The organism is Microbulbifer sp. HZ11, assembly GCF_000708675.1.
GTDB lineage: Bacteria > Pseudomonadota > Gammaproteobacteria > Pseudomonadales > Cellvibrionaceae > Microbulbifer.
On the sequence record NZ_JELR01000002.1, the window covers coordinates 233726 to 260608 of the forward strand.

Here is a 26883-nt window from a genome sequence, read left to right on the forward strand (position 1 = left end):
TCAGGCGCTTTCCCGGGAAAGTGCCTGCTGCAGTACCTGCTGGGCGCTGGCAAGATCTGCATCGTGGATCAGCCAGAGCTCAGATTGCCAATCCAGATTGCCCTGTCCGCTCCCTTCCTTTCCTACACCGTCTCCACCCTCGATGGCTGGCTCCACCCGGGTTTGTTGCGTCAGTACCGGGTAACCGGCAGATTGCAGAAGATTGCGCAGATAGCTGCTGAGAAGCTGGTCGTCGGTGGTGTAGATTTTGCTCGCCATAGTGCGGACTGGTTAACCTTGCTGACCCTGGGTTCCGGGCTTGTGGCTCGGTGTCAGATCGAACATCAGTTGTGAAAAAATATTCCGCCGTTCCAGCACTCTGGGGGTACATCCGCGTGGAAAAACGGATCGGGATAAATTAAAGATAGACCAACCGGACAAACAGCGCCTGTCTATAGCGAAAGAAATTCGCGGCAATAGCGGCGCATATTGGCGAGGCGCGTCTGAAAATCCATCAGCGATTTTTCGATGAGCCAACCAACTCCAGCGGCCGCACCACACTGGCACATACCGCTTCACTGCCTTCAGTTGCATACACCGGCAATGTCTCGGTGTACAACTGGTATTTGTTTTTACCGTGTCGCTTGGCGTGGTACATGGCCATGTCCGCTTTCTGCAATATTCCCTCCAGGGTTTCTTCGTGGCCGTCGACCGCAACCACGCCCACGCTCATGGTAACAGTGACCAGTTTGTCGGCGATTTTTACCGGTTGCGCGACGGTATTCAGAAGCTTTTCAGCCAGAACACCATGGGCCTCCGCGCCTTTTACCCCACGCACGAACACACAGAATTCGTCACCACTCAATCGTGCAACAATGTCACCACACCGCATAACACTAAGCAGGCGCCGCGCGATGACACACAGCAGCTCATCCCCTCGCTGGTGCCCCAGGGTGTCATTGACCTGCTTGAAATCATCCAGGTCGATAAAAAACAGAAAGCTCTGCTCCTGTACATTCTCGGGCTGATGACGGGCGAGTTGCAGATGAAACTCCAACTGTTCCAGCAGGCTGAAACGATTCGCCAGCCCCGTCAGGCTGTCGTGCATGGCAATCTGTTCCAGCTGGGCCGTCTTGCGCGACACCATCTCATGCATATCCTGCAGCTGGTTGCAGACGGTAAGGCCGGTATTATCGAGAACATCCAACTCATCGCACTTTTCCGGATTTTTTTGTACCGGACGGATCAATTGACGCGCATCGTCAAAGCGGCCATTGGTCAGCAGAGGCAATGCCTGAGCCAGTCGCCGAAGTCGCACGATTGGCCCCCATAGCGTCCCCGCTACTGCTGCACTGAAAATCAGTGCGCCGAGCACGGAAAACAATAACAACAGCTGTACCGAATCATCGATGTGTTCCACCTGACCGGATACATCTTCGATAAATACAAATCGTGCACCATGTTCGTCCACACCCACATTCATGGTGCGAATATCAAATTGTCGATTGTCCAGTTCGTACAGTCGCGCGTGCTGGTGCAGCTCGTCCAGCGCCGCCACTTCACCGGCAACCCGGTTCAGCAAAGGCAACATTCGCTCACGGGAGGTCAGCGACAGAATTTCCCGCCGCCAACTGGCAAGATATTTTCCATTTTCCCCGGTGATATGAAGGGAGCGCTCCGCCGACAGAATGCCGATATCAGAGCCAGTCATTTCGCGAAAGCGTTGCAGCTGTTTTGCCAGGGGACGCTCAATCTGCAGAACGTAGTCCCCACCGCGGGCGCGCATGGGTACCGACAGGCTTTGTACACAGCCTGGTTCGCACGCCACCTGCTCCAGTGGCTGACCACCCATCAGCACCTGCGCCACTTTCTCGGCACTCAATTGACTGTATGGCGCACCCCAGCTCAATACCGGTTTGCTGTCGGCATCGTAGATTTTTAACGAGTGAAGATCCCAACTCTGCTGAAGCAGCTCCCACTGCCGGTCCATCGCCTTGCGCAGTTCATCCCGTGATGAAATATGCCCACGGGGATTGAGGGCAATCAACTCTGCCAAACGGGCCATCTCAAGACGGGACTGCTGCAACAGGCCTGCTACCTGAAACTGAAAGTTGAGGTGCCGGTGTTCGCGATTTTTGGTCAGCAGAGACTGCAGGCTGCCGTTGCCCAGCAGGATAAAAAACAGGCACATCGCCACGACCAGCAATGCGGAAAGCAGACAGGCTTTAAAGCGCAGAGTGTTGACGTTTGCCGAAGGCAACACGATAGATCCCCTTATTCCCTGGGTCGTTGGCTGTACGCGACTCCTGCGACAGCTTCTTATCAATCTTTGAGTATGGCGCAATTCTCCAGACCGGCTGGTGGGGCTACTGCGCCTGCAGACAAAAATAGCGCCACATTGCCAAAAACAGGATTTATGTCACAAATCTGACCCGCTCCCAGCATAACTTTGACCAGATAGTTCACCAATTGCCCACACACACTGCGGTTGCTAAGATGCGCGCCTTCTGGCGACCGGTATTACCCCACCGCGCGTGCACGTCTCACCGACGCAGCGGTGCCGGTAACTGGGCATGTTCACTCTGCCACACCATTATTACCGAATGCCGAACTCGGAAACCGTTGGTCACTGACCCGCGTGCCCCGTGAACTTGGACGGATCCGCTTTCCCGATCCACTTTGCTACTTTTGAGCGTTCGCGTTTCCCGGCAAGCCGTCGGCAAACGCCGTCAGCGTTTACAGGAATCCAACCACCATGACCCAGCCTTCCCTCAAGCAGTTGGAACAGCACGACGCCTTTATCCGCCGCCATATCGGCCCGGACGCCGCGCAGACCCAGGCCATGCTCGACACCCTCGGCGTCGCTACCCTGGATGAACTGATTGCAAAGACCGTGCCCGCCGCCATCCGCAAGTCCGATGATCTTGCCCTGGCCGACGCGGTAGACGAGCAGGAAGCGCTCGCGGAACTGAAAGCCCTGGCCAAACGCAACAAGATCTTCCGCACCTATATCGGTATGGGCTATCACGACACCATCACCCCCAACGTGATCCTGCGCAATGTGCTGGAAAACCCGGGTTGGTACACCGCCTATACCCCCTACCAGCCGGAAATCGCTCAGGGTCGCCTGGAAGGCCTACTGAACTTCCAGCAGATGATCATGGACCTCACCGGCATGGAACTGGCCAATGCCTCCATGCTGGACGAAGGCACCGCCGCCGCTGAAGCCATGGCCATGTGCAAACGCCAGGCAAAGCGCAACAAATCCAATGTCTTCTTTGTGGACGCAGACTGCCATCCGCAGACGATCGCCGTGGTACAGACCCGTGCCGAACACTTCGGGTTTGAAGTGGTTGTCGGCAACCCGGAAACCGAGCTGCCAGAAGAACTGTTCGGTGCCCTGTTCCAGTACCCGGGCTCCACCGGTGTGCTGCGGGATCTGACCGACCTGATCGCCAAGGTGCACGAAGCCAACGCGCTGGTCACCGTCGCCGCAGATCTGATGAGCCTGGTGGCCCTGAAAGCGCCGGGCACCATGGGCGCAGATGTGGTGGTCGGCTGCAACCAGCGCTTCGGTATCCCCATGGGTTACGGCGGTCCGCACGCCGGCTTCTTCGCCTTCCGTGAAGCCTACAAACGCTCCGCCCCCGGCCGTATCATCGGCGTATCCGTAGACAGTAAAGGCAAGCGTGCCCTGCGTATGGCCATGCAGACTCGCGAGCAACATATCCGCCGCGAAAAGGCCAACTCCAACATCTGTACCTCTCAGGTATTGCTGGCGGTGATGAGCGCTTTCTACGCGATCTACCACGGCCCCGAAGGCCTCAAAACCATCGCCGCGCGCATCCAGCGCCTCACCGATATTCTCGCCGCCGGCCTGACAGAAAAGGGCCTGAGCCTGACCCACGACAGCTGGTTCGATACCCTCACCGTTGCCGTGGGCGACAAGCAGTCTGAAATTTTTGATCGCGCTATCGCGGCAGAAATCAACCTGCGCAAAGTGGGCAGCGATGCTCTCGGCATCAGCCTGAACGAAACCACCAAGCTGGCGGACGTCTCCGAACTGTTGAACATCTTCGCCGGCACCGACCACGGTCTGGATCTGGAGAAGATCGACAGCGAACTCTCCGCCAAGGGTGTTGCCGGCGTACCGGCCAACCTGCAGCGCGACACCGACTTTATGACCCACCCGGTGTTCAACACGCATCATTCCGAAACCGAAATGCTGCGTTACCTGAAGACCCTGGAGTCCAAGGACATCGCCCTGAACCACAGCATGATTCCGCTGGGCTCCTGCACCATGAAGCTGAACGCCACCGCGGAAATGATCCCGGTGACCTGGCCAGAATTTGGCAAGCTGCATCCGTTCGCCCCCGCCGACCAGGCCGAAGGCTACCGCGAGATGTTCAAACAACTGGAAGCCATGCTGGCGGAATGTACGGGTTACGACGCCGTAAGCCTGCAGCCGAACGCTGGCTCCCAGGGTGAATACGCGGGCCTGGTCGCGATCAAGAAATATCTGGAAGCAAAAGGCGAAGGCCAGCGGGATATCTGCCTGATCCCCGCCTCTGCCCACGGTACCAACCCAGCATCGGCCATGATGGTAAGCATGAAGGTGGTAGTGGTTGCCTGTGACAACAAGGGCAACGTGGACGTGACCGACCTGAAAGCGAAGATCGAGGAGCACGGCGACCGTATCGCCGCGCTGATGGTCACTTACCCATCCACCCACGGTGTGTTCGAGGAAGGTATTCGCGAGATCTGCGAGCTGGTCCACAACGCCGGTGGCCAGGTGTACATCGACGGCGCCAACATGAATGCCCTGATCGGTGTCGCGGCTCCTGGCAAGTTCGGTGGTGACGTATCTCACCTGAACCTGCACAAGACCTTCTGTATCCCCCACGGTGGCGGCGGCCCCGGCATGGGTCCGATCGCCGTTGGCGAGCACCTGAAGCCCTACCTGGCCGGCCACCCGGTGACCGAAGTACCGGGCAACGATCCGGTCAACGGTACTATTTCCGCAGCCCCCTGGGGTTCCGCCAGCATTCTGCCGATCAGCTGGATGTATATCCGCATGATGGGTAAACAGGGTATGAAACTGGCCACCGAGACCGCGATCCTGAACGCCAACTATGTGGCCAAGAAACTGAGTGAGCACTACCCGCTGCTGTACAAAGGCAGCAACGGTTTTGTCGCCCACGAGTGTCTGATCGACCTGCGCCCGTTAAAAGAAACCAGCGGAATCACCGAAGAAGACATTGCCAAGCGCCTGATGGACTTCGGTTTCCACGCGCCTACCATGTCCTTCCCGGTAGCGGGCACCCTGATGATCGAGCCCACCGAGTCCGAAGCCCAGGAAGAGCTGGACCGCTTCGTGGAAGCCATGGCAACTATCCGCCAGGAAGCGGAAGACGTGGCCAACGGAAAATACTCTGCAGAGGACAACCCCCTGCACAACGCGCCACACACCCAAGACGACGTGATGAGCGACGAGTGGACTCACCCCTACAGTCGCGAAGTCGCCGGCCGCCCCGCCCCGTGGTTGAAGCACCACAAGGTCTGGCCCGCGTCCAACCGTATCGACAATGTGTACGGGGACCGCAACCTGATCTGTTCCTGCCCGCCAGTCGAGAGCTATATGGACTGAGTCCGGGACGACAGACACAAAAAAGCCGGAGCAATGCTCCGGCTTTTTTGTTTGCGCCTACAAATAGCGCAAAATAATCATGCGGGGACTAACTGACGATTCCGGTACCAGTGATTTACCCGCAAAGCCAGAGCGATAATGCCGAGACTAATCGCCACCGTAGCACCACTTACGTACTCACTGCTGAGCGCCCCCAGAAAACCGGATTCCGGAACGGTGTCGGTGTGCTGGTAGCTGGCCGCTGCCATCCCCGTGTAATGCATGCCGCACACCGCAATCCCCATCACCAGTGCACTGCCAAATTTTTGCCACGAACCATGCAGATGGAACGCCATCCACAGTGCCGCAAATGACGCCGCCACCGCGATAAGTACGGAAATAATCAGAATATTCAGATCATACTCGATTTCCGCCGGCATCAGCATGGCGTCCATCCCCATGTAGTGCATACCAGCCACCGCGGCCCCCATAAAAACAGAGGTCGGCATCAGCTTTTCCAGGGTAAAGCGCCGTGCGCCGAGAATCGCGAGGCCTGCGGTACAGGCGGCTACCGCAATGACGATTGAGAGCAGGGTTTTAAACACGTCGTAAGACATGGGCATATGCGACTCGAGCGCCAGCATACCCACAAAATGCATGGACCAGATGGCGCCCCCGCCCATCGCCAGACCGGCAAAAGCGATAGCCCGCCAGCGGTCGGCCTTGAGGATCGCCTCGCGGATGCCGGTAACCAGCTGTAGCGCTGCAAACGATCCCAAAACGGAAATTGCGTAAGAAAGAACAACCAGTGGCAGGCTGTACTGATCAAGCATTAAGTTTTCTCCCTAAAAATTTAGTGCCGAGGCGAAAAGCCGCGGATTATAGGGAGAGCAAAATGTGACCGTCGGGCCTTAACAGTTCTTTACGCTAAACTGGTCGACCAGATGAACGGAATGCCAATATGGAGATTTTAACGCCAAAGCCGGAGCATGGCTCCGGCTATCTAGGTTGGGAGGCTAGCGACTGTCAGATAGCGAGCTCTTCTCGCTGGCGACGGCGGTGGCTGCCAATGGCCAGGGTCAGCACCAACGAAGTGGTCACAACCAGGAAGATGCTGATACCCAGGTATTCACCACCCAATGAGCCTGCGAACCACGCCTCATTGACAATATTGGTGTGCTCATAGCGCGCGGCCGCCATACCGGTGTAGTGCATGCCGCAAACGGCCACGCCCATCAGCAGGGAACTACCGATCATCTGCAATTTCCCACGCATATGAAATGCCATCCACAAAGCGGCACAGGATGCGATTACACCAATAATTACCGAGATAATCAGAATGTTCAGGTTATAGGAAACTTCCATGGGCATAATCATTGCCGCCATCCCCATATAATGCATACCGGCTACACCGCAACCCATAAAGATCCCGGCGGGCAAAAGCTTGTCAAAGCTGAATAACCCAATACCCGCGATACCAAGACCAACAGAGCAAGCGGCCATTGCAATAAACGCGGACAGTACGGTCAGAAATACGTCGTATGTCACCGACATCCCCATGTCATAAGCCAACATGGCGATAAAGTGCATCGTCCAAATAGCGCCACCGCCCATTGCGGCACCCGCTTTGATAATCGCCTTTTTCTTTTCAGCCTCATCCCGCGCAGCCGGAATTGCCACCGCCAGCTGTAACGCAGTAAATGAGCCTAATACTGCAACCAAAAATGAAAGCCCTACGAGCACTGGATTATATTCTGCGACCATTTCCCTTCCCCATCTTAGGATTTATTTTTCAATCGAAAACGTAACGAACAACCCTGTTAAAAACCGGTCAATCAACCACCTCAAACACACACTCAGAGGCGCCCTCACTCCGACACTGCACTTCCCGGACAACCACCCGACTGCTCGCTCCCGATTCATGCAGCAGCCCCTGCAGGAAACCACAGAAAAAGTCACCATTGCGGCAATGTGATCCCGGAAGACAGAATGGATTGTTTTTCACGTGCACCGCAAAATCGTGCGTTTCCGCGGGCAGTAAGGCACGCAGAGCCGGTTGCGCAATCTGGCGCAGCGCACTTTTTAGATCCAGTTGGCCGCCCAGAGCGTAATCCCGCTTGTATACCCAGGCTCCAACACGTACCCCGATAAACTTCAGGCTGGGGCCCCATTGCGCGTCGCTGACCTGCTGCTGTAGCTCCAGCAGTTGTGGGAAAATTTTCGGGTAGCTTTTTGCAAGCTTGGGTAACACCGGCTCAACGATGCTGATATCCGGTGTGGAAGCCGCAGGTTTTTTACGAGGTGTCGCCGCTGCCTGCGCCGCCCTTGGTGTAGCCGCAGGTGCCCTGCGCGCCGTGGCACTGTGGCCCTGTTGTACACCCGGGCTAGTTACAGGGTTTGCCTGCACGGAAGGCGAGTGGTCAGCCTCGAAACCGGTGACCAGAGGATGGGAACTCAACTGGTCTTCCAGTTCGAGCAGCCGGCCCTTGTCTCCACTCAGTTTTAACCACAATTGCACACCAGTGGGGGTCGACATCATGCGCTGACGATGTAAGGTAAAACCGCACGCAATAACAACACTCCCCATTTCCCGCAATAAGCCATCTTTGATGTCAGAAAATACGGTTACTTCAATATCCATATTGCCGCCTGTTTCTTTTAATAATCTTTTTACTTCGCGTTAATCGCTATTTTTATTACTGCATCCGGTAATGACACGGGGCCATACCTGTGACCGGAAAATACGTTCGATTCAAAAAGAAATGACTTTACGGTGTTAACCAGTTCACTAATTTAATAATTAGTTATAGCACTTATTTCCTATTTTTTAGTCCGGACTCAAGCGGTCGTCAAATCAATGGATAAATAAGGCCAGAGTGAACGAGAAGAACAGGGAGGAAACGAAATGACCAAGCAGTCCATTGTGACTATCTATTAGCTACAAATGGTTACAAACGGTTAAAGAGGCAACAACCTAACTAAATTAGCGCCAATTTTTGATGGGAAGCGATGCCTGAAATTCGCAAAATAATCACTATAAAAATTATGAAAGCCGCGAAACCATCCTAACGGGGTACACGGCGCGAAACCCTATTGATAGGAATATCTCTCCTAATGAAAAAAGTGACAATCACCCCTATAGATTTTAACTATTAAAGTATTTGGCAGTTGCAGAAAAGCCTTCAAATAGAGCAATTCTTAACCGGGGAAAATTCTATCGCGGGGGGAAGGCATGGATATGGCGACAGAAGAAGCACGCAAGGGTCGAGCAATACTGGTTTAAAATTCTAAAAATCTCGATAAGAATGATTGGAATAGCGTCCAATAACATATTATTGGGAAATAATTCTATCTTGTCGCGAATTTCATTGTCTGGTTTTTAGGCAGCCATTTGGCAGATGGTCAACCTCAGCTACCGCGATCATCTCGCGGCAGCATCCCGACATTCCCCCCTCACCTCGCCACCCAGCTGAGACACCACGCGATCGATCACAAAGTAACCGTCCCGACAGAAGCCGGTTTCCCGCAATTTCAATTCCATCGCGTAATCAAAATCCACACGCTGACCGCGGCCGGCACGCCCGCGCCCCAGGTCCTGTTGTCGTACCATACCTCCGCGCATTTGCGGGCTCTCGGTATAAGGCCCCCGAAGCTGCGGCGCAGCCATTTCCAGGGAATAGGTAAAACGTTTGGACCCATTTGCCGCGATCTCGGTGTGGAACGATTCTTTCAAACCGGGGTTTGGTGCTGTGGGCTCACTGGCACAACCGGCCAAAATTAAAGCTGAAAATGCGATTGCGCAACGAGTAACCACAATAACTCCCCATTCAAATTTATCTCGACAAGCATCATCCCGGACCAGGATCGGAATCCAGCTCACATGCGGAGTAAACACTCTACAGAATTGGATAGCGATATTCGCCGGTATGACGCCATCTAATGGCCTAATGGCTATTTAAAGACTACGGTACGGTTACCGTGAATAAAGACCCGCTCTTCCAATACCAGCTGCAGTGCCCGGCTCAGCACCTGTTTTTCCACATCCCGGCCAGCGCTGGCCATCGATTCCGCAGAGTAACCATGATCCACATGGATAATGTCCTGCTCAATAATCGGCCCCTCATCCAGATCATCCGTCACAAAGTGCGCGGTAGCGCCAATAATCTTCACACCGCGCTCAAATGCCTGCTGGTAAGGCTTTGCCCCGATAAACGCGGGCAAAAAGGAATGGTGGATATTAATGATACGGCTCTTGAAGTGCGCAACGAACTGCGGCGTAAGTACCCGCATATATTTCGCCAGGATCAGATAATCGGGATCATAGCGGTCAACCAGCTCGGTGACCTTTGCCTCGTGTTGAGCCCGTTCCAGGTTATCGGCAGGCACCCAGTGAAACGGGATATCAAATTTTTCCACAAGCGGCTGCAGCACCTGATGGTTACCGATCACCGCAGCGATCTCCACATCGAGAGCGCCGGAATAACACTTCATCAAAATATCACCGAGGCAATGGGATTCCTTGGTGACCATCAACACCAGCCGCTTGCGACCGCTGGCCACGAGCTTGCGTGAAGCGCCCTCGGGCAATGTCAGATCGAGGTCTTCCAGCAGGGTGACATCGTTGAAAATGCCCTCCAGCGCCGTGCGCATAAAGAAACGCCCCTGCGCCCGGTCCACAAACTCGTCGTTCTTGGTGATATTCAATTGGTGCTTGTAGCAGATGTTGGTGATCTTAGCGATCAAGCCCTTCGCATCCGGGCAGTCCGTTAGCAGTATCTTCTTTTCCATCGTCAAAAATCAGACTAATTGTTCAGAGGGCTGACTATACACTATGCGCATTCCTGTACCTGCCATACAGGGCAAACTTTATACAACTTCGGGGATAGAACCAGGAGAACTATGGATAAGCAACTCTTCGCCGACCATTTGGCCACACTCTGCAAACGCTACGACGATATCCTCGAACAGTGCGGCTTTGACACACTGAATGTCTTCAGCGGTGCACCGACCGTTCAATTCCTCGACGACAACTACTACCCGTTTCGGGTAAATCCCCAGTTCAAGGCTCTGGTACCGGTTACCGACAATCCTCACAGCTGGGTGATCTATCGCCGCGGGCAAAAGCCGAAACTCCTGTTTTATCGCCCGGTAGACTTCTGGCACTACGTCCCTCCCGCTCCCCAGACATTCTGGAGCGATCAGTACGATATCGAACTGCTCTCCAAGCCCGATGAGGCAAAAGCGTTTCTATCCGGGGAGAACGCCGCATTTATCGGAGAAACAGCGCGGTTTGACGGCTGGGAAATTGGCCAGCGCAACCCCCAGCACCTGATCGACCAGCTGCACTGGGCCCGCGCCTACAAAACGCCCTATGAATTCGCCTGCCTGCGCGAGGCCAATCGCATCGCCGTAGGCGCACACCAGGCGGCCGAAGCAGCATTCCGGGCTGGCGCCAGCGAGTTTGAAATCAACCTCGCGTATATGAAAGCCGCCGGGCAAGGCGAGAACACCATGCCTTACGGCAATATTGTCGGCCTGAACGAGCACGGTGCCATCCTGCACTACACCCATCTCTCTACTGAGCCGCTGCCAGAGAGTGAACGCCGCAGCTTCCTGATTGATGCGGGTGCCGACTGCAATGGCTACTGTGCAGACATCACCCGCTCCTACGCCTACCGTGAGGGCGAGTTTGGGGACCTGGTCACCGCAATGCACGAGAAAGAAAAGGAACTGGTTGCCGGCCTTACACCAGGAGCCTCCTACCTTGAATTGCACAAAAGCTGTCACCACAAAATCGGCCAGCTACTGCAACAATTCGGCGTGATCAAAACCTCGCCCGAAAGCGCAGTGGAATCCGGCCTCACCGGCACCTTCATGCCCCACGGCCTGGGTCACTTCCTCGGCCTGCAGGTACACGACGTGGGCGGCCACCAGACAGCTCCCGAAGGCGGCACCACTCCACCACCGGCGGAATACCCCTTCCTCCGTACCACGCGCACCATCGAAGAGAACCAGGTTTTTACCATCGAGCCCGGCCTGTACTTTATCGACAGCCTGCTGGCGGAACTGAAAGAGTCCCAACTGGCTGATGAAGTGAACTGGGATAAAGTGGAGAAACTGCGTCCGTTTGGAGGTGTGCGCATCGAAGACAATGTGATCGTGCACGCTGATCGGATTGAAAATATGACGCGAGATTGCTACGGAGAGTGATCTGCCTGTGGGAGCCACCCTGCAGGGCTGGCTCCCACACCCCAACCAATACGTACGTACCAATTTCGTACGAATAATAGCCAAGCCTTATTCTCTTATATATGATTCCTCCCATTCAGATATTCAAAGGGAGTTGAATCATGTTTGCGAATAAAGGCGTCAAACAAAATATCGTGATTGCCGGCAAATCCGCCGGTAAAGTGGTCACCATCACCCCGCAAGCGGAACCCGTTTACAACGAAATCCGCAACCTCGCCAAACAGGGCAACTACTGGGCCCAGATCACCGTCAATGCCCTACACCAACTGACCTCTGGCCGCCTGCACCAGGATAATATCTTTATCAAACCCGGCCCCGTGCATCGCGGTGGCGAGGAAGAGTTCGTGATGATCCTGCCCGGGTGCAAAGTGACTGTGGAGAAGCAATCCAAAGATACATTCAAGGTTGTCTATTTTGAGGCGGATGCTGGGTATGCGGAGCTGCAAGGCAGCAAGGCAACTGCCGGAATATTTAACGCAAAGCATTCGAAATCGAAATGGACCGCTAAAAAAAGTAGTGATGGAGAAATTCGAAAGGATGAAGGAAGGCTTGTCGCAATATGTGACTCTAGGTACTCCGATCAGAATATTGCTGCCACGACAATCGCTCCTGGAGTCGCCGCGAGCCACTATAGCCCTGAGGTAGGAGAGCGAGATCTCAGAAAGACTGGCTTCGACTTCCACCTTACCCCGGGCTTGGGACGTATCGGAGGCTTAACCAAATTAAAAGATGCAATCAAACCGTATGACAATACGAAGATACATCAGTCGGCAATACTTTTAGCTCGCTCGATGTACAAAGCGAGAAAAATAAAAAATGTCAGCTGGATTGCGGAACGAGGCGGCTCCGCAATTCTTACCCAAGCACTGAAAATATTAGCAGACCAAGGAAAAACACTGCCAGGTCATAATGTATTTCTGTTCGATCCTAAAACCTCTCAAACAAAGGTTATCGAAAACGCACATCGGCTGAAAATGAATGTAGGTAGGAAAATAAGCCGTGTGTCCACATTCAACATTACTGGCGTAATGGGTTCAGCCTCGGCATCGGTATATCGACTCCGACATGAAAAAGGTTACAAAATAGGTCAAACAGTCGGCGATGCAGCTCAACTGGGAGCCCTCTTGGGTACCGGAGCGGGTCTCGCAACGTCTGTTGCCGGAGTAGCTGGAATCAATATCGGAGCTATAGCCGGCGGCGTTGGTGTTGCGGGGGCCGCTGCCGTTCCCGCGATTGGAGCGTTCTTGAAGGCGTTATCACAGGCTAAACCATATATAAAGAATATGAAATCAATTGGGGATGCCGCAATGGCGGTTACAGAAAGTGTTTCACCTCGAATTCACAATAAGATTAAGAGCAAGTTCTAATGCTGGATTTCATAAAGTATTCAAGGTTCAAATTTCGAGATTATAGAAAACCCTGCGTTCCAAAGGGACCTAATTTCTCGTCAGCTAAGACTTACAAATACCGCTTACAGGGAAGCGCTATTTCATTTAAAGCGCCTAAGCAGATTCACTTATTCCGTCCCAATTCCGAACAGTTTACCTCTAACTGGAAAGACGATGACCTACGAGATTTGAAGATCACAGAAATAGATACGTTTAATGATTCGTGGGCTTCTAGTACTATTCTTACTCGAAAATACGCTTTATTCGGACCTTGGTTTACTGGAGAATTGGCCAGAGCAGATCTATTTTTGGCAGCGATATGCCCAGCTAAGGAGCCGAAGAATCTAAATTTTCTACACCCTAGAGCCTTTGAGACTGCGATTTCTGGATATTTAACCGCCGACTATGGTTGTATGAAATCCGAAGATGGCTCTGCAGATTTCAAGGGACCACTTGGCTGGGAACCAATTAGGGGATTCCCTGTTCCTGCGGCCCGTTTTTCAGTAGAGAGTGAGTGCTGGGACAGCCGGAATATACTCTTTTGTTTTCCAGTATCTTCCAACCGAATATTAATGTTTCATTTTAGTTTTGATCAGTCTGCTGCAGGCACATTCGAAGAAGTTGATGCGATCATTAGTCCTGAGCCAGCCCAAAACCTGATTGAAAATATTATCAACAGTATAGAGTTCTCTCCATCTCCAGAGCTAGAAAAGGAGCTGGCCGAGTTACGCAAAACCTGCCCAGACTTATCGGTAAGTAAAGACTTCCCGCCCCTCAAGTGGCCGGCCACGGTTGACGAGACCGGTTTGAATATCGTGGAGCTGAACGCGGAACGCCGAAAGGCATTGGCAGGATAGAAATTACTGGGCTCCTAGATTGCCCGTTGATTTCAGGGTTGATTTTACCGGTGACGTGATATTCAATCATTTTCATGTTTTCCCTAACAAGCATGAACCCAGCTAAAGATGATTGAACTGCGACACCTGAAGGCCCTGGTCACCCTGCGGGAGACCGGCAGTATGGTGCGGGCTGCTGAGCGGTTGCACCTCACCCAGTCTGCCCTGTCCCACCTGTTCAGGGAGATGGAGGAGCGACACGAGCAGGCACTGTTCGTGCGTAAATCCCGCCCACTGCAATTTACCACTGCCGGATTACGTCTGCTGCAGCTGGCCGACGAAGTGCTGCCCCGAGTCGCTGTTGCCCAGCGGGATATCGCCCGGCTCGCCTCCGGCCAGGCTGGGCGATTGAATATTGCTATCGAATGTCACAGTTGTTACCAGTGGCTGATGCCGACCCTGGACGCCTACCGGGACGACTGGCCAGAGGTCGAACTCGACCTGTCCAGCGGCTTCCACTTCGCCCCCCTACCCGCCCTCACCCGTGGCGATCTCGATCTGGTGGTCACCAGTAACCCCGACGATTCACTGAAAGGCATCCACTACGAGCCGCTGTTCAGTTTCGAGATGTGCCTGGCTGTCAGCCGCAAGCACCCACTTGCTGACAAGAAGTGGGTCACACCGGAAGATCTGGAAGATGAAGTGCAGATCACCTATCCGGTAGAACGGGAACGGCTGGATATATTTCAGAACTTTCTCGACCCGGCGGGTGTGGAACCACATTCGGTGCGCACAGCGGAGTTGACGGTGATGATGGTACAGCTGGTAGTGAGTGGGCGCGGTGTGTGTGCGCTCCCCAATTGGGCACTTTACGAATATTTACAGAAAGGTTTGGTACAACAGCTTAGACTGGGCAAGAGTGGTCTATGGAGTACACTCTATGCAGCCGTGCGCGAAGAGATGCTGGAACAGGCATTTCTGCAGGATTTTTTCACCACCGCGAGAGATACCTGCTTTGCCAACCTCAACGGCGTGCGCGCGGCAACCACTGGCGTAACCTGAACGATAAAACGAACACCATAAGGGGAAGTTTATGGCCTCCACTCCCAATAGCTGGAGCAAAGCACTCAAAACGCTACACTGGCTGATTGCTTTTTTTATTCTGTTTGCCTGGGCATCCGTCGAGCTGCACGAATTTTATGAGAAAGGCGACCCCATGCGCGGCTGGTGGATGGTGGTGCATTTCTCTCTGGGCTTTTCAGTACTCTTCCTGGGCCTGTTCCGCCTCTACTGGCGCGCCACCCATGGGCGCCCGACACTCTATGGCAGTGGGCTGCAGAAACCCGTATCGCTACTTGTACAAAGTCTGATGTACATCATCATGATCGGCATGCCCCTGTCCGGGCTGATGATGCGGCAGTTCGCCGGCCGCGATACACCACTGTTCTGGCTGTTTGACCTGCCGTCTTTCGTGGCAAAAAACACCGACCTCGCCAAGCAACTTGCATTTATCCACAAGGAATTTTTGTGGAATGCACTACTGGTGCTACTGGTACTTCATATCGGCGGGGCCCTGTGGCATCACTTTGTCACCAAAGACAATACCCTGCGGCAGATGTTGCCGTTTGGGAAAACCAGATAGCAGGTATGAATTTCGGATAAACAAAAAGGGCACCGCAAGCGGTGCCCTTTTTGTTTGGCTGGATACCGGCCTTCGCCGGTATGACGGAAGCCTGCGCCATGACGGGAGCGCGTCATCCCGGACTTGATCCGGGACCCAGATGACTCGAAGTGCGGAGCTTCGCTTCCCTGGATACCGGCATTCGCCGGCATGACGGGAGCGTGTCATCCCGGACTTGATCCGGGATCCAGATGATTCGAAGTGCGGAGCTTCGTTTCCCTGGATACCGGCCTCCGCCGGCATGACGGGAGCCTGCGGCATGACGGGAGCGTGTCATCCCGGACTTGATCCGGGATCCAGATGACTCGAAGTGCGGAGCTTCGCTTCCCTGGATACCGGCTTTCGCCGGCATGACGGGAGCCTGCGGCATGACGGGAGCGCGTCATCCCGGACTTGATCCGGGATCCAGATGACTCGAAGTGCGGAGCTTCGTTTCCCTGGATACCGGCATTCGCCGGCATGACGGGAGCCTGCGGCATGACGGGAGCGCGTCATCCCGGACTTGATCCGGGATCCAGATGACTCGAAGTGCGGAGCTTCGCTTCCCTGGATACCGGCTTTCGCCGGTATGACGGGAGCCTGCGGCATGACGCGAGCGCGTCATCCTGGACTTGATCCGGGATCCAGATGACTCGAAGTGCGGAGCTTCGCTTCCCTGGATACCGGCATTCGCCGGCATGACGCTTGAGGCTTAATCCCGCGGTTTTTTCGGCTTGCGTTTCTTGGCCTCGAACGGCGGCTTGCCGCCCTTACCGCTGCCGCCCTGCTCCGCAAACTTGGAGATATTCATCGGGCGGCCGTTTACGCGCACTTTTTTCAGGTGCTGGAAGATCTCTTTGGGCATGCCTTCCGGCAGGTCCACAGTGGTGTAGTCCGGGTAGATCTCGATGCGGCCGATGTAGGAGCTGTCCAGATCCACTTCGTTGGCGATGGCGCCCACCACGCTACCGGGACGCACGCCGTGTTCGCGGCCGACGTCGATACGGAAGCGCTCTTTGCCTTCATCCGGCGGGCCAACGTGCTTTTCTTTGTCGAAAGGCTTTCGCTCGCGCTTGTTGCGTTTGCGATCATCGCGGTCGCCACGGCGGTCATCGCGATCATTAAAGTCGCGCTGTTTGGGTTCGCGCTCGTCCAGTAACAGTGGCTGATCGCCCTGGGCCATGGCGGCAAGGGCCGCAGCCACGTCCAGCGGATCCACTTCATTCTCAGACAGATACTGATCCACCAGATCACGGAACGGCGCCAGGTCGCCGTCACCCTGCAGCGTGTCGGAAATACGCTGGCGGAATTTCTCCATGCGCGAGGCGTTTACCGCTTTCGCAGTGGGCAGCTCCAGGCGCTCAATGGGCTTTTTGGTGGCCTTTTCGATCACGCGCAGCATACGGCGCTCGCGAGGGGCCACAAACAGAATGGCATCACCCTCACGGCCGGCACGACCGGTACGGCCGATGCGGTGAATATAGGCTTCGGTATCGTAGGGGATGTCGTAGTTGATCACGTGACTGATGCGCTTCACATCCAGACCACGGGCAGCCACGTCGGTGGCCACCACGATATCCAGGCGGCCTTTTTTCAGCTTATCAATCACCTGCTCACGCAGGTTCTGAGCCATATCCCCGTTCAGGGCAGCACTGGCAAAACCCCGCGCCGCGAGCTTGTCGGCGATCTCCACTGTGGCGTTCTTGGTGCGCACAAAAATGATGGTGCCATCTACCGGCTCGGCTTCCAGAATCCGGGTCAGCGCATCCATCTTGTGGAGGCCACCCACCGGCCAGTAGCGCTGGCGGATAGTATCGGCAGTCTCGGTTTTCACCTTGATCTTTACGTCCACCGGATTGTCCAGGTGGTCGCGGGCGATCTTGGCGATCTCGCGGGGCATGGTGGCGGAGAACAGCGCAATCTGGCGCTCGTCCGGGATCTGCTCCAGTACCCACTCCACATCGTCAATAAAGCCCATACGCAGCATTTCGTCGGCTTCGTCGAGCACCAGGGTCTTCAGGCTAGACAGATCCAGGGTGCCCTTGCGCATATGGTCCATGACCCGGCCGGGAGTACCCACGACCAGCTGCACACCGCGCTTCAGTTGCTGGATCTGGCCGCGGTAATCCGCGCCGCCGTAAATCGGCGCAACGTGGAAACCTTTCAGATTGGCCGCATAGGACTGGCAGGCTTCCGCCACCTGGATGGCCAGTTCACGGGTTGGCGCCAGTACCAGAGCCTGGGGGCGCTTGTTTTTCAGGTCGAGGCTCGCCAGCAGAGGGAGCGCAAATGCCGCTGTTTTGCCCGTTCCTGTCTGTGCCTGGCCCAATACGTCGCGGCCTTCCAGGAGTGACGGAATAGTCTGCGCCTGGATGGGGGACGGGGTTTCGTAGCCAAGTTTTGTGACAGCGTCGAGAATTTCAGCGGGCAGGCCCAACTGGTCAAAACCAGTGGCCGTGGGGGTATCGGTCATATTGGAGTTCACTTGAATATACATGGAGGCCGGGCCGGGCCACAGGACCCATCAAGGGTAACCATAGCGCACGGCGGAGGATTGCTGGGCAAGGCGAAGAAGCCCATTAATAGCACCGGCTATTTCAAGCTTTTTCAACTCTGAGACAGGGGCCTGTGGCGAGGAGGTCTGTTACCCAATACATCTTTTGCCCCGCTAGTGGCCACATCAGGGCTGGGGGAACAAAAGGCTGCGCAGTCTACCAGTTTGACAGCAGACTGCCAGTTTATTTTTTGACCGGGTAAGCCTAAGGTCACGCTGCCGCGTATTCTTTCTCGTCGGCAACTTCAGGGACATCACTTTCGATATCAGCCACCAGAGAGGGAGACATACGCACCCAGGCGAGTGCGACCGCGTGGTCCAGATTTCTGAAAAAGCTGCCATCCAGCTGGGTCTGCTCGTACAAATAGGTGCGAAACGCCTCAAACAACCCATTATCCACCGGCTGGGCAGACTGCCAGAAGTCATCGAGCTTGCCCTGATGCGTCAATCCCCGCTGGTCGTAGAGCCCGCGGCCGAGGGTGATGGTTGGCACTCCGTGCAATAGCGCCGATATACCGACCGTACTGTTTATGGTGATAAGACCCTTGGCGTGATCCAGCAAGGTGGGGAGATGCAGGTCATGGCAGTAAACAATCCGCCCGGAAACTCCGTGGGCGCGAGCCAGCTTCTCAATCAGACTTCCATAGTGACAAAACCCCCGATCCATCGGGTGGTGCTTGATCACCAATAGTTCATTCTGGGCAGCGCCTTCAGCAAACGAACGGACGACTTCGCCAATAGAATCTTCTATCCCCGAATAACTCGAGTGCTCTCGGATCTGGAAATCATCCTGGGTCTGCAGCGCGTACAGGTAAAACTCGCCGCTATGGCGCTCCGTCAAAGCCCGCAGGTACTTGCGCTGAGTGAGTTTGTACACGCCTTTCCGGTAACCGCTTTTCAGCCAGCAGATACCCTCTTGAAGCCAGTTTCGTGGGCGGTGGTGGCGGTAATGGGGAAATTCTCGCTGGGCGATTCTGGCAGAAATGTAATAGGCGACCGCAAAATAGGCGCGCTGCCAGAAAGTGCGGCCAATATGCACATTGGCGCTACGGTTGTGGGGTTGGTAACGCCGGACAGTTTCTGGCGTCCAGTCCGTGAGAGAAAAGCCGTTGACACCGCCCTGCTCCAACGTCACAAAATCCGGACGCAGGTACCCTTCCTCAAATACCCAGAAAGCCACCCCCAGCTGATCACAGATTGCACGGGCTTCGCGGTGATACTCGCGGCAATCACCATAGACAACCACCGAGTGAATGTCATGCTGGCGCAGGTAGCCTGCAAAATACTCTGGCCAACTGGCGCGGCCACCGGTGTAGTCCACCTGGTGATCCGCCCAGGCAAAGAACCGATCTCCGCCGTTAAAATTGATCTTGTGCGTGGCAATGCCACACGCAGAGAAATAACGGGCGCACCGCGCAAAAAACGGACCGTGCGGCCCCTGCAAGAATACGACCCCTGTCATCCCCCCCCCCAATTCGCCCCACGCAAGTATCGACACTTAGCGGAGCTCAAAATACGCGGGTAAAAACCGCGAACAGTACGGCTGAATACTTATTGGCCAACAAAAAATTAATTTTCACATTGGCAATATAATTAAGGTGCGAAACTATATCCTACAGTGTGATACATGTCTCGTTTCAAATTGGCTCGTTAGAGCTATCGGGAAAATCGCCCGCTATAGCTTCGCTGCTCTCCACTCGCGAGTCGCGTACTATCCAGTTTTTGCAAAACCTTGCTCCATCCCCACTCAAACGCGCGCGCCGTCGATTTCGGCCACAACGTGAACAACGGGTTAAACGGGTTGTCCCGTGCCTGCATCCACACAGTCATGCGATGCGAGCGTTCGGCCGCCTCACCCCGGCAATGAAAGCCGTACACATTGGCCACCACCAGCGTATTTGCCGGTACATGAAATGTTTTCGGCTGTAATCCCATTTTCTGTAGGTCTGTGGCACTGACCCGGAAGGACCCGTCCCAGTATCGCGCGGGATCCCGTGCGGCCCCCTGCTTACTAGCCTCCAGACTCTGACGATACTCCCATTGCAGGCGTCGCCAGCTCAAACGATGAGACCCGGGAACATAGACGAAAGGGCCATTCCGGCCGTCGGTACCGTCAACATACAGCCACCCCTTTACACACGGATGAAATGTATCCGCGTGCATATCCCGTTGTGGATCGGGCCTCGGTACCACATTGGCCTGATTACACAGGTTCTCAACGTAATATAACGGCCGCCGGTTCTTGGACGAGCAGTAACGCATCAGGCGATCGAGCGCTGGATTTTCAACCAGCGCACGCGTTTCAGGCATCTTCGAACGCTCAGCGCCAGTAATAAATAGCCGCTGAGTCAGTGTGGTACCCTCCACAAACTCGCGCACAGCACCTTCGTATCCCTGCAATTCCTGCGCCAGACGCTGAAAATCTGCGGCAGGCAGGAAGTCGCGCTTCAGAATAAAACCGTGTTTGCGGAATTGACGACGGTCCGCCGCCGGCACCAACGGCGACAGTATAAAAAGACGAAAGCGGAACAGCAGGTGCGCCACCACAACGCGCCCCACATGCAACCCGCACCGGTTCAGCCAGTAGCTGCCAATAATCGGGTTGTGCTTAAAGCTCTTCCCCCAAGACACCAACTCCAGCAACCACTTGGGTAGCAGATAAAGCTTTTTAACAGATTTCGAACCCACGAGCCCCCCAATCCCCCGACGCCGCTGCTTCCCGGTACACAACCGCCTCGGCTCCTTCAGTGTTATTAAAATCTCATCGTTTAAAGAAGCGATTGCGCACCAACCGGTAGAGTCCGCGCTCCCAACCAGGCGGACAAGATCTGGTGCGCTGCGCCTCCAAGATCTGTACAGCGGTTTCAGTATCTACAATATCGCCACTTTTCGGGTCCACATAAGTGGGGTACAGAATCAGAGTGGCCGCTACCAGCTCATCGAGCGTGCGTTTGCGGCCTCGCACCTTCATGCAACGGCGCACTGCTGCAAGCTGCAACAGGCCATCGGGCACCGCATCCACACCATCACCCAGCAACCGGTCCTCTGTCAGCCCCCAACCGGCATAAAATGGCAACCCGTAAGTGACCACTTTTACTCCCCGAAGCAACGCCTCAAATCCGCTCAGAGAACACAGCGTATGCACCTCGTCCACCTGTTCAAGGATTGCCGGCATGGGCACATCTGTCAGCAGCTGATCGTACAGCTCGTCAGTATCGGCAACCAGTTCCCCCACCCGGCCGCCGGCCAGCACGTCCGGGTGCGGCTTATAGATAATGTGCGCATCCGGGTTCGAGCGGCGCACCTGGGTCAATAATTGGCGATTACTCTTCAACCAGGGAGACCCCTTCGCGATAGACGCATCGCTCTCTACCTGCCCGGGCACAAGAATGGTGGTGCAATTTCCCGGCAGCGCCAACGGCGCGGTCTGGCCGGCGAGATTGTATTTGCTGAGCTGCAGGCTCACCATTTGCTCGCGCAGGGCTGCCGCACGAGCGCAAAATTCCGGCGTTATTTCTGAATCGCGCAGGATTGATTCCAGATCAGACGATCGGGATGCATCGTAATAGATGCCCCGGCTATCCAACACCAACGAGAGCGGCCGCACCAGATCAGATCCCAGGCCCACGGAGCGTAAAAAGCCGTCCTCCAATTGCCATAAGGGCAACCTGAATTTTGCACACACCTCTCTCTGGGCATTGCGTAACCCACTGGCCCAAACCACGGCCCGGGTACCGGGTTCCTGGTCGGGAACAGAATTCGCATCGCCACCAACAAAATGCATCTGACCCGGGCGGCCAAGAAAATCCGGCACGAACTTTCGCTTCCAGGGCGAAAAACCAAGTCCGAGCCAGGGGCCGGCCAACAGGCGATGTCGGCACACCTGTTCTGCCAGTAGTCGGACTGTCTCTTCCAGAGAGCAGCGTTGGCCGGTGTAGGGGTTGATATACCGGCAATAGCGTAGGTAGGCCGCGGCAAACACCTGCTCCAGAGAGCGGCGCTGGCCTCGCCGCGGGCATTTCTGTGCGTCTTCAGTAAGGCCCCAACCGGCAAAAAAAGGCAGGCCAAAGCAACGTACCGGTTTGCCGGCCAGCAATGCATCGAAACCAAACTGGCTGGTTACCACGTAGACCCGGTCTACCGCATCCAGTAACGCCCAGGGATTGATATCCTGCGACCACACCCGGCAATTGTGCGTACGCGCCGCATCCAGCAGGTATCCACGTTTATGGCCGGCAATCACGTCCGGGTGCACCTTCACGACCACCTCTGCACGAGGGTTTTCAGCAATCGCCGCCTCGAGCATACGGGTGAAGGTCGACGAATCTGCAGCGCCGCAGGTGATCGCCGCATCGCCAAAGGTCTGGTCAATCACCAGTACACGCGGCCGATCATCCGGCCAGATGACAGACGCATCCGGTGCACCGTTATATTTTGATAGACGGTGTTCCCGTAGCAGGTCAATCCCGATACGGGCGCGGCTCAATTCCGATTCGGAAAACTCCGCCGCGAGGATCAGGTTCTCAAGGTCGCTCGGGCCGCTCGCGTCGTAATAAATTCCGGTGTGATCCACGACCAGGCTGTGCAGGGGTGCGCCGCCTACCCCGAGCCCGAAAGAGCGCAGAAAACCATCTTCAAGCCGGATAAATGGCAGCCCGGACCGCGCGGCAATTTTGCGCGCGCGCGCCGCCGTGGGCTTGTTTCCCCAGCCGGCGATATGGGTAGTGCCCCGAGTAGGCCGCAGGGCAAACCAGTAACTGGACGCGTCCAGCAGGGTATCCAGATACGGGATGCGCTTGAGACCGCGGGAGCAAAAACCAACTAAAGACACGAACGGGCCTCACTTAGCATTCCATTGCGCGCGACCTTGTCTGCCGCCAATTGCAAAATGTGCTCAACCCAGACGGCGGGCTCCATAGGCAATAGCAAACCATTCTCCTTGTGGCGCACGATCCCGTCGTAAACCGGCCCGGCGGCATACACACCCACGCCACCCGCCAGGGTGATATCCAGAAACTTGGTGTGGGCGCGGGCGCGATTAAATGGCAGGTCCAGCAGTGGTGCCAATCCAATGGTACGCCCTGGGCGTTGCAGTAGGGATTGGTAGGCATTCCATTTCATGGGATGCAGCACATGCACTCTCGGCAACCCCTGAAACAGCCGATTGACCCGCGCGTTACCAATGACCTCAAACACAATCTGCCCGTTGGCCGACAGAACCTGTTCAATGACAGGGCGCAACCACTTGAGATCCTCACCGTGGGACGCGGAGCCATGATAGAACAGCGTAATAGGGGCCTCGTCGGACAATGCAGCATCATTGCGCACCAATAGAGGCGCGAGCGATACCGGCACTTGCGGTGGCAATAACTGCGGATGCCACTGTGCGTATCGCTGTTGCAGATACGGGGTGGCCACTAACAGGTTAACTCCCATTGCACGCAACCAGCGCTGGTGCCGCCAACTCAAGTGCAGCAGCTTCCATTGATAGCGCAGGGGCATGCGCGCGAAGGAAGACCAGTTGAACAGATCATCATCCACAAAGAAGTGCACACTCGCCGGCGTGTCAGGGTGAGTAGCAAGCAAGCGGCGCCAGCCTTCGGACATATAGCGGACGAAGACCAGGTGCTTGTCACGTAGTTGGTCCGCTTCCGGTAAGTCCGCCAACGAACGATATTCGACGGTATTACCCTGCGCTTCCAGGTAAGGGCGCAGAAAGTAGTCCGTTGAGGGATTTGCCCCCTCCTCCACGACCACCCAGCGACCTTCCGGCAGCCGGATGCGCTGAAGAGTCTGCGCGTTGTGATTGGCGTTCAAAATACTAAGTCTTCAAATCTGAATCGAACAATTGCCAATTATGCCGAATCGCACCGCGAAGTGCCCGCTCCGGGAACGACTACACATTCTGCCAGCCCCTCCTGCTCGATCAGCGCCCGGTCCTGGGTAAAGCCGATCTTCAGGGCGTCTTCGAGTACCAGAGGCAACAGCTCCGCCGAAGGCTCAGAGCGATAAATTGGCCCGCGAAAACCCGCCGCGATCAGATAGGGAATCCGCCCCACGTGATCAATATGTACATGGGTTACCACCAGCGCCCGCACAGTGCTGATATCAAACTCAATATGCAGACCGTGCTGCCCCCGGCCGCCAGGTGACGTCTCCGCGCCCTGAAATAAACCGCAATCGATCAGTACGGAATTGTGCGCATCGGCAAACAGTTGATGACAGGACCCGGTCACACCGGTTGCGGCACCGTGGTGGGTAATATGGCCGGGGGAATTGAGGCTTGTGGACGACGTACAAGGCGTTGCAATTTCGGACATGGCCAAATCCTTTTGGTCATTATTTTGGAAAAGCAAGCTTACCTGATAGGGAGCCGTGGATCACGCCAGGGAAAAATCCTCGTGAATCAGGGTAAGGTTTGGGTTATACGCAGGATCGTTGTCCAGTTGCTCTCCCCATCGCTGGCGCATGTATTGCGCTTCACGCTCAGCGCGACGGCGCTTAGCGGCGGTATCATCTGCACCGCGCGAGACCGATTCGTGGTGGTACAACTCCGCAAACGGCGTCCATAAATTGCGGTAGCCGGCTTCGCGAACCTTCAGGCACAAATCTACATCGTTGTAGGCAACGGCAAGGTTTTTCTCGTTCAGCCCACCGACTTCTTCAAACACGGATTTGCGCAATAACAGACAGGCACCAGTTACCGCCGACAGATTCTGTACTACCTGCAAACGGGCCATGTAACCCGCGGCATCCCGCAGCACGTACTTGTGACTATGCCCTGCCGTACCACCAATACCCAAAATAACCCCGCCATGCTGCACCGTATCATTGCCGTAATACAGCTTGGCACCAACGCAACCGATCTCTGCGCGGCAGGTATGAGAAACCATTTCACACAGCCAGTCCGGGGTGATCACCTCGATATCGTTATTAACGAGCCCTAGGATAGAGCCCCGCGCAAGCGTCGCACCAAAATTATTGATAGCAGAGTAATTAAAGGGATGGTTCCAGCGGTGCACCTGAACCCGCTTATCTTTTTGAACGGCCGCAAAATAGGCCAAGGTATCCGCACAGCGGCTCTGGTTATCCAGAATCAGAACCTCGTAGTTCGGATATCGGGTCTTCTCCAAAATCGAACTCACACACTGGCGTAGAATATCCACACCATCCCGGGTAGGAATCAACAGGCTCACCAGCGGCGCAGGTTGCGGCAGCGGCCAGCGGCACCGTGTAATGGCCGCCCCGGGAAGTGACGGCGACTGCCAGGCCTCCTGCAACACCGGCACGTTTCCACCAGATAATGATTGCAAATAACTTGTCAGGCATCGACGCTCGGCATCATTCAACTGTTGCTGTTCAGAGTCCGGAAGCTGCTTCTGGTGATACAGAACCTGTGGAATATGGGAAATGACTTCTGCTGGTACCGTGTCACGACAGCGCAACAGGCTATCGTAATTCGTTACATTCTCCCCTGCAGGGAATTCACAGCCCAGCTGCTGCAACAAATCCCACCGGAAAAAGCACCACTGTCCCACATAGTTGTAAGCCAGTAATAAATCGGGGTTCCAACCGGGCTTGAACAATGGCGACTCACGCCCACCGACGGAATTCAGGTGGTCACTATCGGAATACACTATTCTGCAATCGGGCTGCCGCATAACCGACTCGGCCGCAAAGTACAGTGCGTGAACACTCAACCGACCCGAAGCTGGTAACTCCGAGAAATAACGCGTAACAGTAGTGCGTTGATCCGCGTATAATTGCGGTATGTCACCAGAGACGACTCTCAGACGTGAATCCTCGCCGGCCAGGGTGTTAATGCTCGCGACCACAGGATGAGTGGCCGTCTCAAGCTCTGACGCAATCTCTACAATCAGCCGCCAGTTTGGATACGTCTGCGCCTGAATCGAGCGAACCGCTGGCAAGGCTCCGGCCACGTTCTGCGGCGTAATCCGCAGGCGCATCACAAACTCAACGGGAGCTCTCTGATCAGCCAAAAAGGCGACGAGCTCACCTGAATCGGGCATTGCGCCAGGTTCCACCTGAGCGAGCCATTCTGTATACCCGGTCACCGGGCAGCGTTTATGAAATGTCTCACCATAACGACGCAATGCGACAGAGCGCCAGCTTTGCCTTTTGGATGCAGCCTCCTGTTTCAGAGCGCTGCGAACCCTACGGCTACTAAAACCGCGAAATTTCCGGTGCATATTGATCAGGCGCTGGCACAATCGATCTTGGGCAAAATAGGGGGCCAACCAGGCTAAACAGCAATGGGCAACCGCTAAATCAGGCACCAGGGGCAACTCGCCGGCGGTGGCCTCCCTCCCGGCAATCACTTCCAACTGTACAGCGCAAACCTGCGCAGGAAAGTAGCAGATCCGCTTGGATACTTTGCCTCGCATAACAGGGAGTGAAACCGCAAGCGCAGGATCAAAACCCTCGCCGCAATCCACCCGCAATATTACATGCTGCGCCCAGCGGGTATCCGCAAGCTGGAATTCAAACATATACCAGCCTTTACCAGGGAGGCGCCCCTGCCACTGGAAGTACTGCCGACCTTCGGGTTTACCAGAAGGTAGCGGAAGTAA

At 55.3% G+C, this 26883-nt stretch carries 20 protein-coding genes; 6 read left to right on the forward strand and 14 right to left on the reverse strand.

The window, feature by feature from the left end; translation table 11 throughout:
* Positions 1–258, reverse strand: a complete 258-nt coding sequence (locus AU11_RS08800; RefSeq protein WP_043318792.1) for a putative signal transducing protein — start codon at positions 256–258, stop codon at positions 1–3.
* Positions 259–493: 235 nt separating this feature from the next.
* Entirely contained in the window at positions 494–2242 is a 1749-nt protein-coding gene (locus AU11_RS08805; protein ID WP_043318794.1) for a diguanylate cyclase domain-containing protein, read from the reverse strand.
* Between the two features lie 492 nt (positions 2243–2734).
* On the opposite strand from AU11_RS08805, the gene gcvP reads away from it, so the two are divergent.
* Positions 2735–5626 carry an aminomethyl-transferring glycine dehydrogenase gene (gcvP, locus tag AU11_RS08810; RefSeq protein WP_051687111.1) on the forward strand — a complete coding sequence of 964 codons (2892 nt, stop codon included), beginning with the start codon at positions 2735–2737 and terminating at the stop codon, positions 5624–5626.
* Positions 5627–5703: 77 nt separating this feature from the next.
* On the opposite strand, the gene AU11_RS08815 is transcribed toward gcvP, so the two are convergent.
* From AU11_RS08815 to purU, 5 genes are all read right to left on the reverse strand, one after another.
* On the reverse strand, positions 5704–6438 hold the full coding sequence (locus tag AU11_RS08815; RefSeq protein ID WP_043318796.1) for an MHYT domain-containing protein: 735 nt from the start codon (positions 6436–6438) through the stop codon (positions 5704–5706).
* Positions 6439–6631: 193 nt separating this feature from the next.
* Positions 6632–7327 carry an MHYT domain-containing protein gene (locus tag AU11_RS08820; protein ID WP_197023809.1) on the reverse strand — a complete coding sequence of 232 codons (696 nt, stop codon included), beginning with the start codon at positions 7325–7327 and terminating at the stop codon, positions 6632–6634.
* Between the two features lie 109 nt (positions 7328–7436).
* Complete coding sequence (locus AU11_RS08825; protein ID WP_043318799.1) at positions 7437–8246, reverse strand: 4-vinyl reductase; 810 nt, start codon at positions 8244–8246, stop codon at positions 7437–7439.
* 780 nt (positions 8247–9026) lie between these two features.
* Positions 9027–9338: a hypothetical protein gene (locus tag AU11_RS08830; RefSeq protein ID WP_156035238.1), complete on the reverse strand. Its 312-nt coding sequence runs from the start codon at positions 9336–9338 to the stop codon at positions 9027–9029.
* Between the two features lie 218 nt (positions 9339–9556).
* Entirely contained in the window at positions 9557–10393 is an 837-nt protein-coding gene (gene purU / locus AU11_RS08835; protein ID WP_043318802.1) for a formyltetrahydrofolate deformylase, read from the reverse strand.
* Between the two features lie 111 nt (positions 10394–10504).
* On the opposite strand from purU, the gene pepQ reads away from it, so the two are divergent.
* The 5 genes from pepQ to AU11_RS08860 all read left to right on the forward strand — a co-directional run bounded on the left by pepQ (position 10505) and on the right by AU11_RS08860 (position 15720).
* A complete protein-coding gene (gene pepQ, locus AU11_RS08840; RefSeq protein WP_043318804.1) occupies positions 10505–11815 on the forward strand; it encodes a Xaa-Pro dipeptidase in 1311 nt (436 codons plus the stop codon).
* Between the two features lie 140 nt (positions 11816–11955).
* Positions 11956–13221, forward strand: a complete 1266-nt coding sequence (locus AU11_RS08845; RefSeq protein ID WP_043318806.1) for a hypothetical protein — start codon at positions 11956–11958, stop codon at positions 13219–13221.
* Positions 13221–14099 carry a hypothetical protein gene (locus AU11_RS18295; protein WP_156035240.1) on the forward strand — a complete coding sequence of 293 codons (879 nt, stop codon included), beginning with the start codon at positions 13221–13223 and terminating at the stop codon, positions 14097–14099. Before AU11_RS08845 ends, AU11_RS18295 begins: the two co-directional genes overlap by 1 nt.
* A 108-nt stretch (positions 14100–14207) precedes the next feature.
* Positions 14208–15140: a LysR family transcriptional regulator gene (locus AU11_RS08855; RefSeq protein ID WP_043318810.1), complete on the forward strand. Its 933-nt coding sequence runs from the start codon at positions 14208–14210 to the stop codon at positions 15138–15140.
* Positions 15141–15171: 31 nt separating this feature from the next.
* The gene (locus tag AU11_RS08860) at positions 15172–15720 is read left to right on the forward strand and encodes a cytochrome b (protein ID WP_043318811.1); all 549 of its coding nucleotides are present in this window, start codon (positions 15172–15174) and stop codon (positions 15718–15720) included.
* Between the two features lie 730 nt (positions 15721–16450).
* Here AU11_RS08860 and AU11_RS08865 read toward each other — a convergent pair.
* The 7 genes from AU11_RS08865 to AU11_RS08895 form a co-directional block, all read right to left on the reverse strand.
* Positions 16451–18211 carry a DEAD/DEAH box helicase gene (locus tag AU11_RS08865; protein WP_043320279.1) on the reverse strand — a complete coding sequence of 587 codons (1761 nt, stop codon included), beginning with the start codon at positions 18209–18211 and terminating at the stop codon, positions 16451–16453.
* A gap of 292 nt (positions 18212–18503) precedes the next feature.
* Positions 18504–19754, reverse strand: coding sequence for a capsule biosynthesis protein (locus AU11_RS08870; RefSeq protein WP_081848031.1), 1251 nt, complete (start codon positions 19752–19754; stop codon positions 18504–18506).
* A 194-nt stretch (positions 19755–19948) separates the two neighbouring features.
* Complete coding sequence (locus tag AU11_RS08875; RefSeq protein WP_051687113.1) at positions 19949–20980, reverse strand: phytanoyl-CoA dioxygenase family protein; 1032 nt, start codon at positions 20978–20980, stop codon at positions 19949–19951.
* 73 nt (positions 20981–21053) lie between these two features.
* The gene (locus AU11_RS08880; RefSeq protein ID WP_043318813.1) at positions 21054–23123 is read right to left on the reverse strand and encodes a capsular polysaccharide biosynthesis protein; all 2070 of its coding nucleotides are present in this window, start codon (positions 23121–23123) and stop codon (positions 21054–21056) included.
* Positions 23114–24109, reverse strand: coding sequence for a glycosyltransferase family 1 protein (locus AU11_RS08885; RefSeq protein WP_231491778.1), 996 nt, complete (start codon positions 24107–24109; stop codon positions 23114–23116). Before AU11_RS08885 ends, AU11_RS08880 begins: the two co-directional genes overlap by 10 nt.
* 38 nt (positions 24110–24147) lie before the next feature.
* Entirely contained in the window at positions 24148–24612 is a 465-nt protein-coding gene (locus AU11_RS08890; RefSeq protein WP_043318815.1) for an MBL fold metallo-hydrolase, read from the reverse strand.
* 60 nt (positions 24613–24672) lie between these two features.
* Positions 24673–26631, reverse strand: coding sequence for a glycosyltransferase (locus tag AU11_RS08895; protein ID WP_231492007.1), 1959 nt, complete (start codon positions 26629–26631; stop codon positions 24673–24675).
* Positions 26632–26883: the final 252 nt, after the last annotated feature.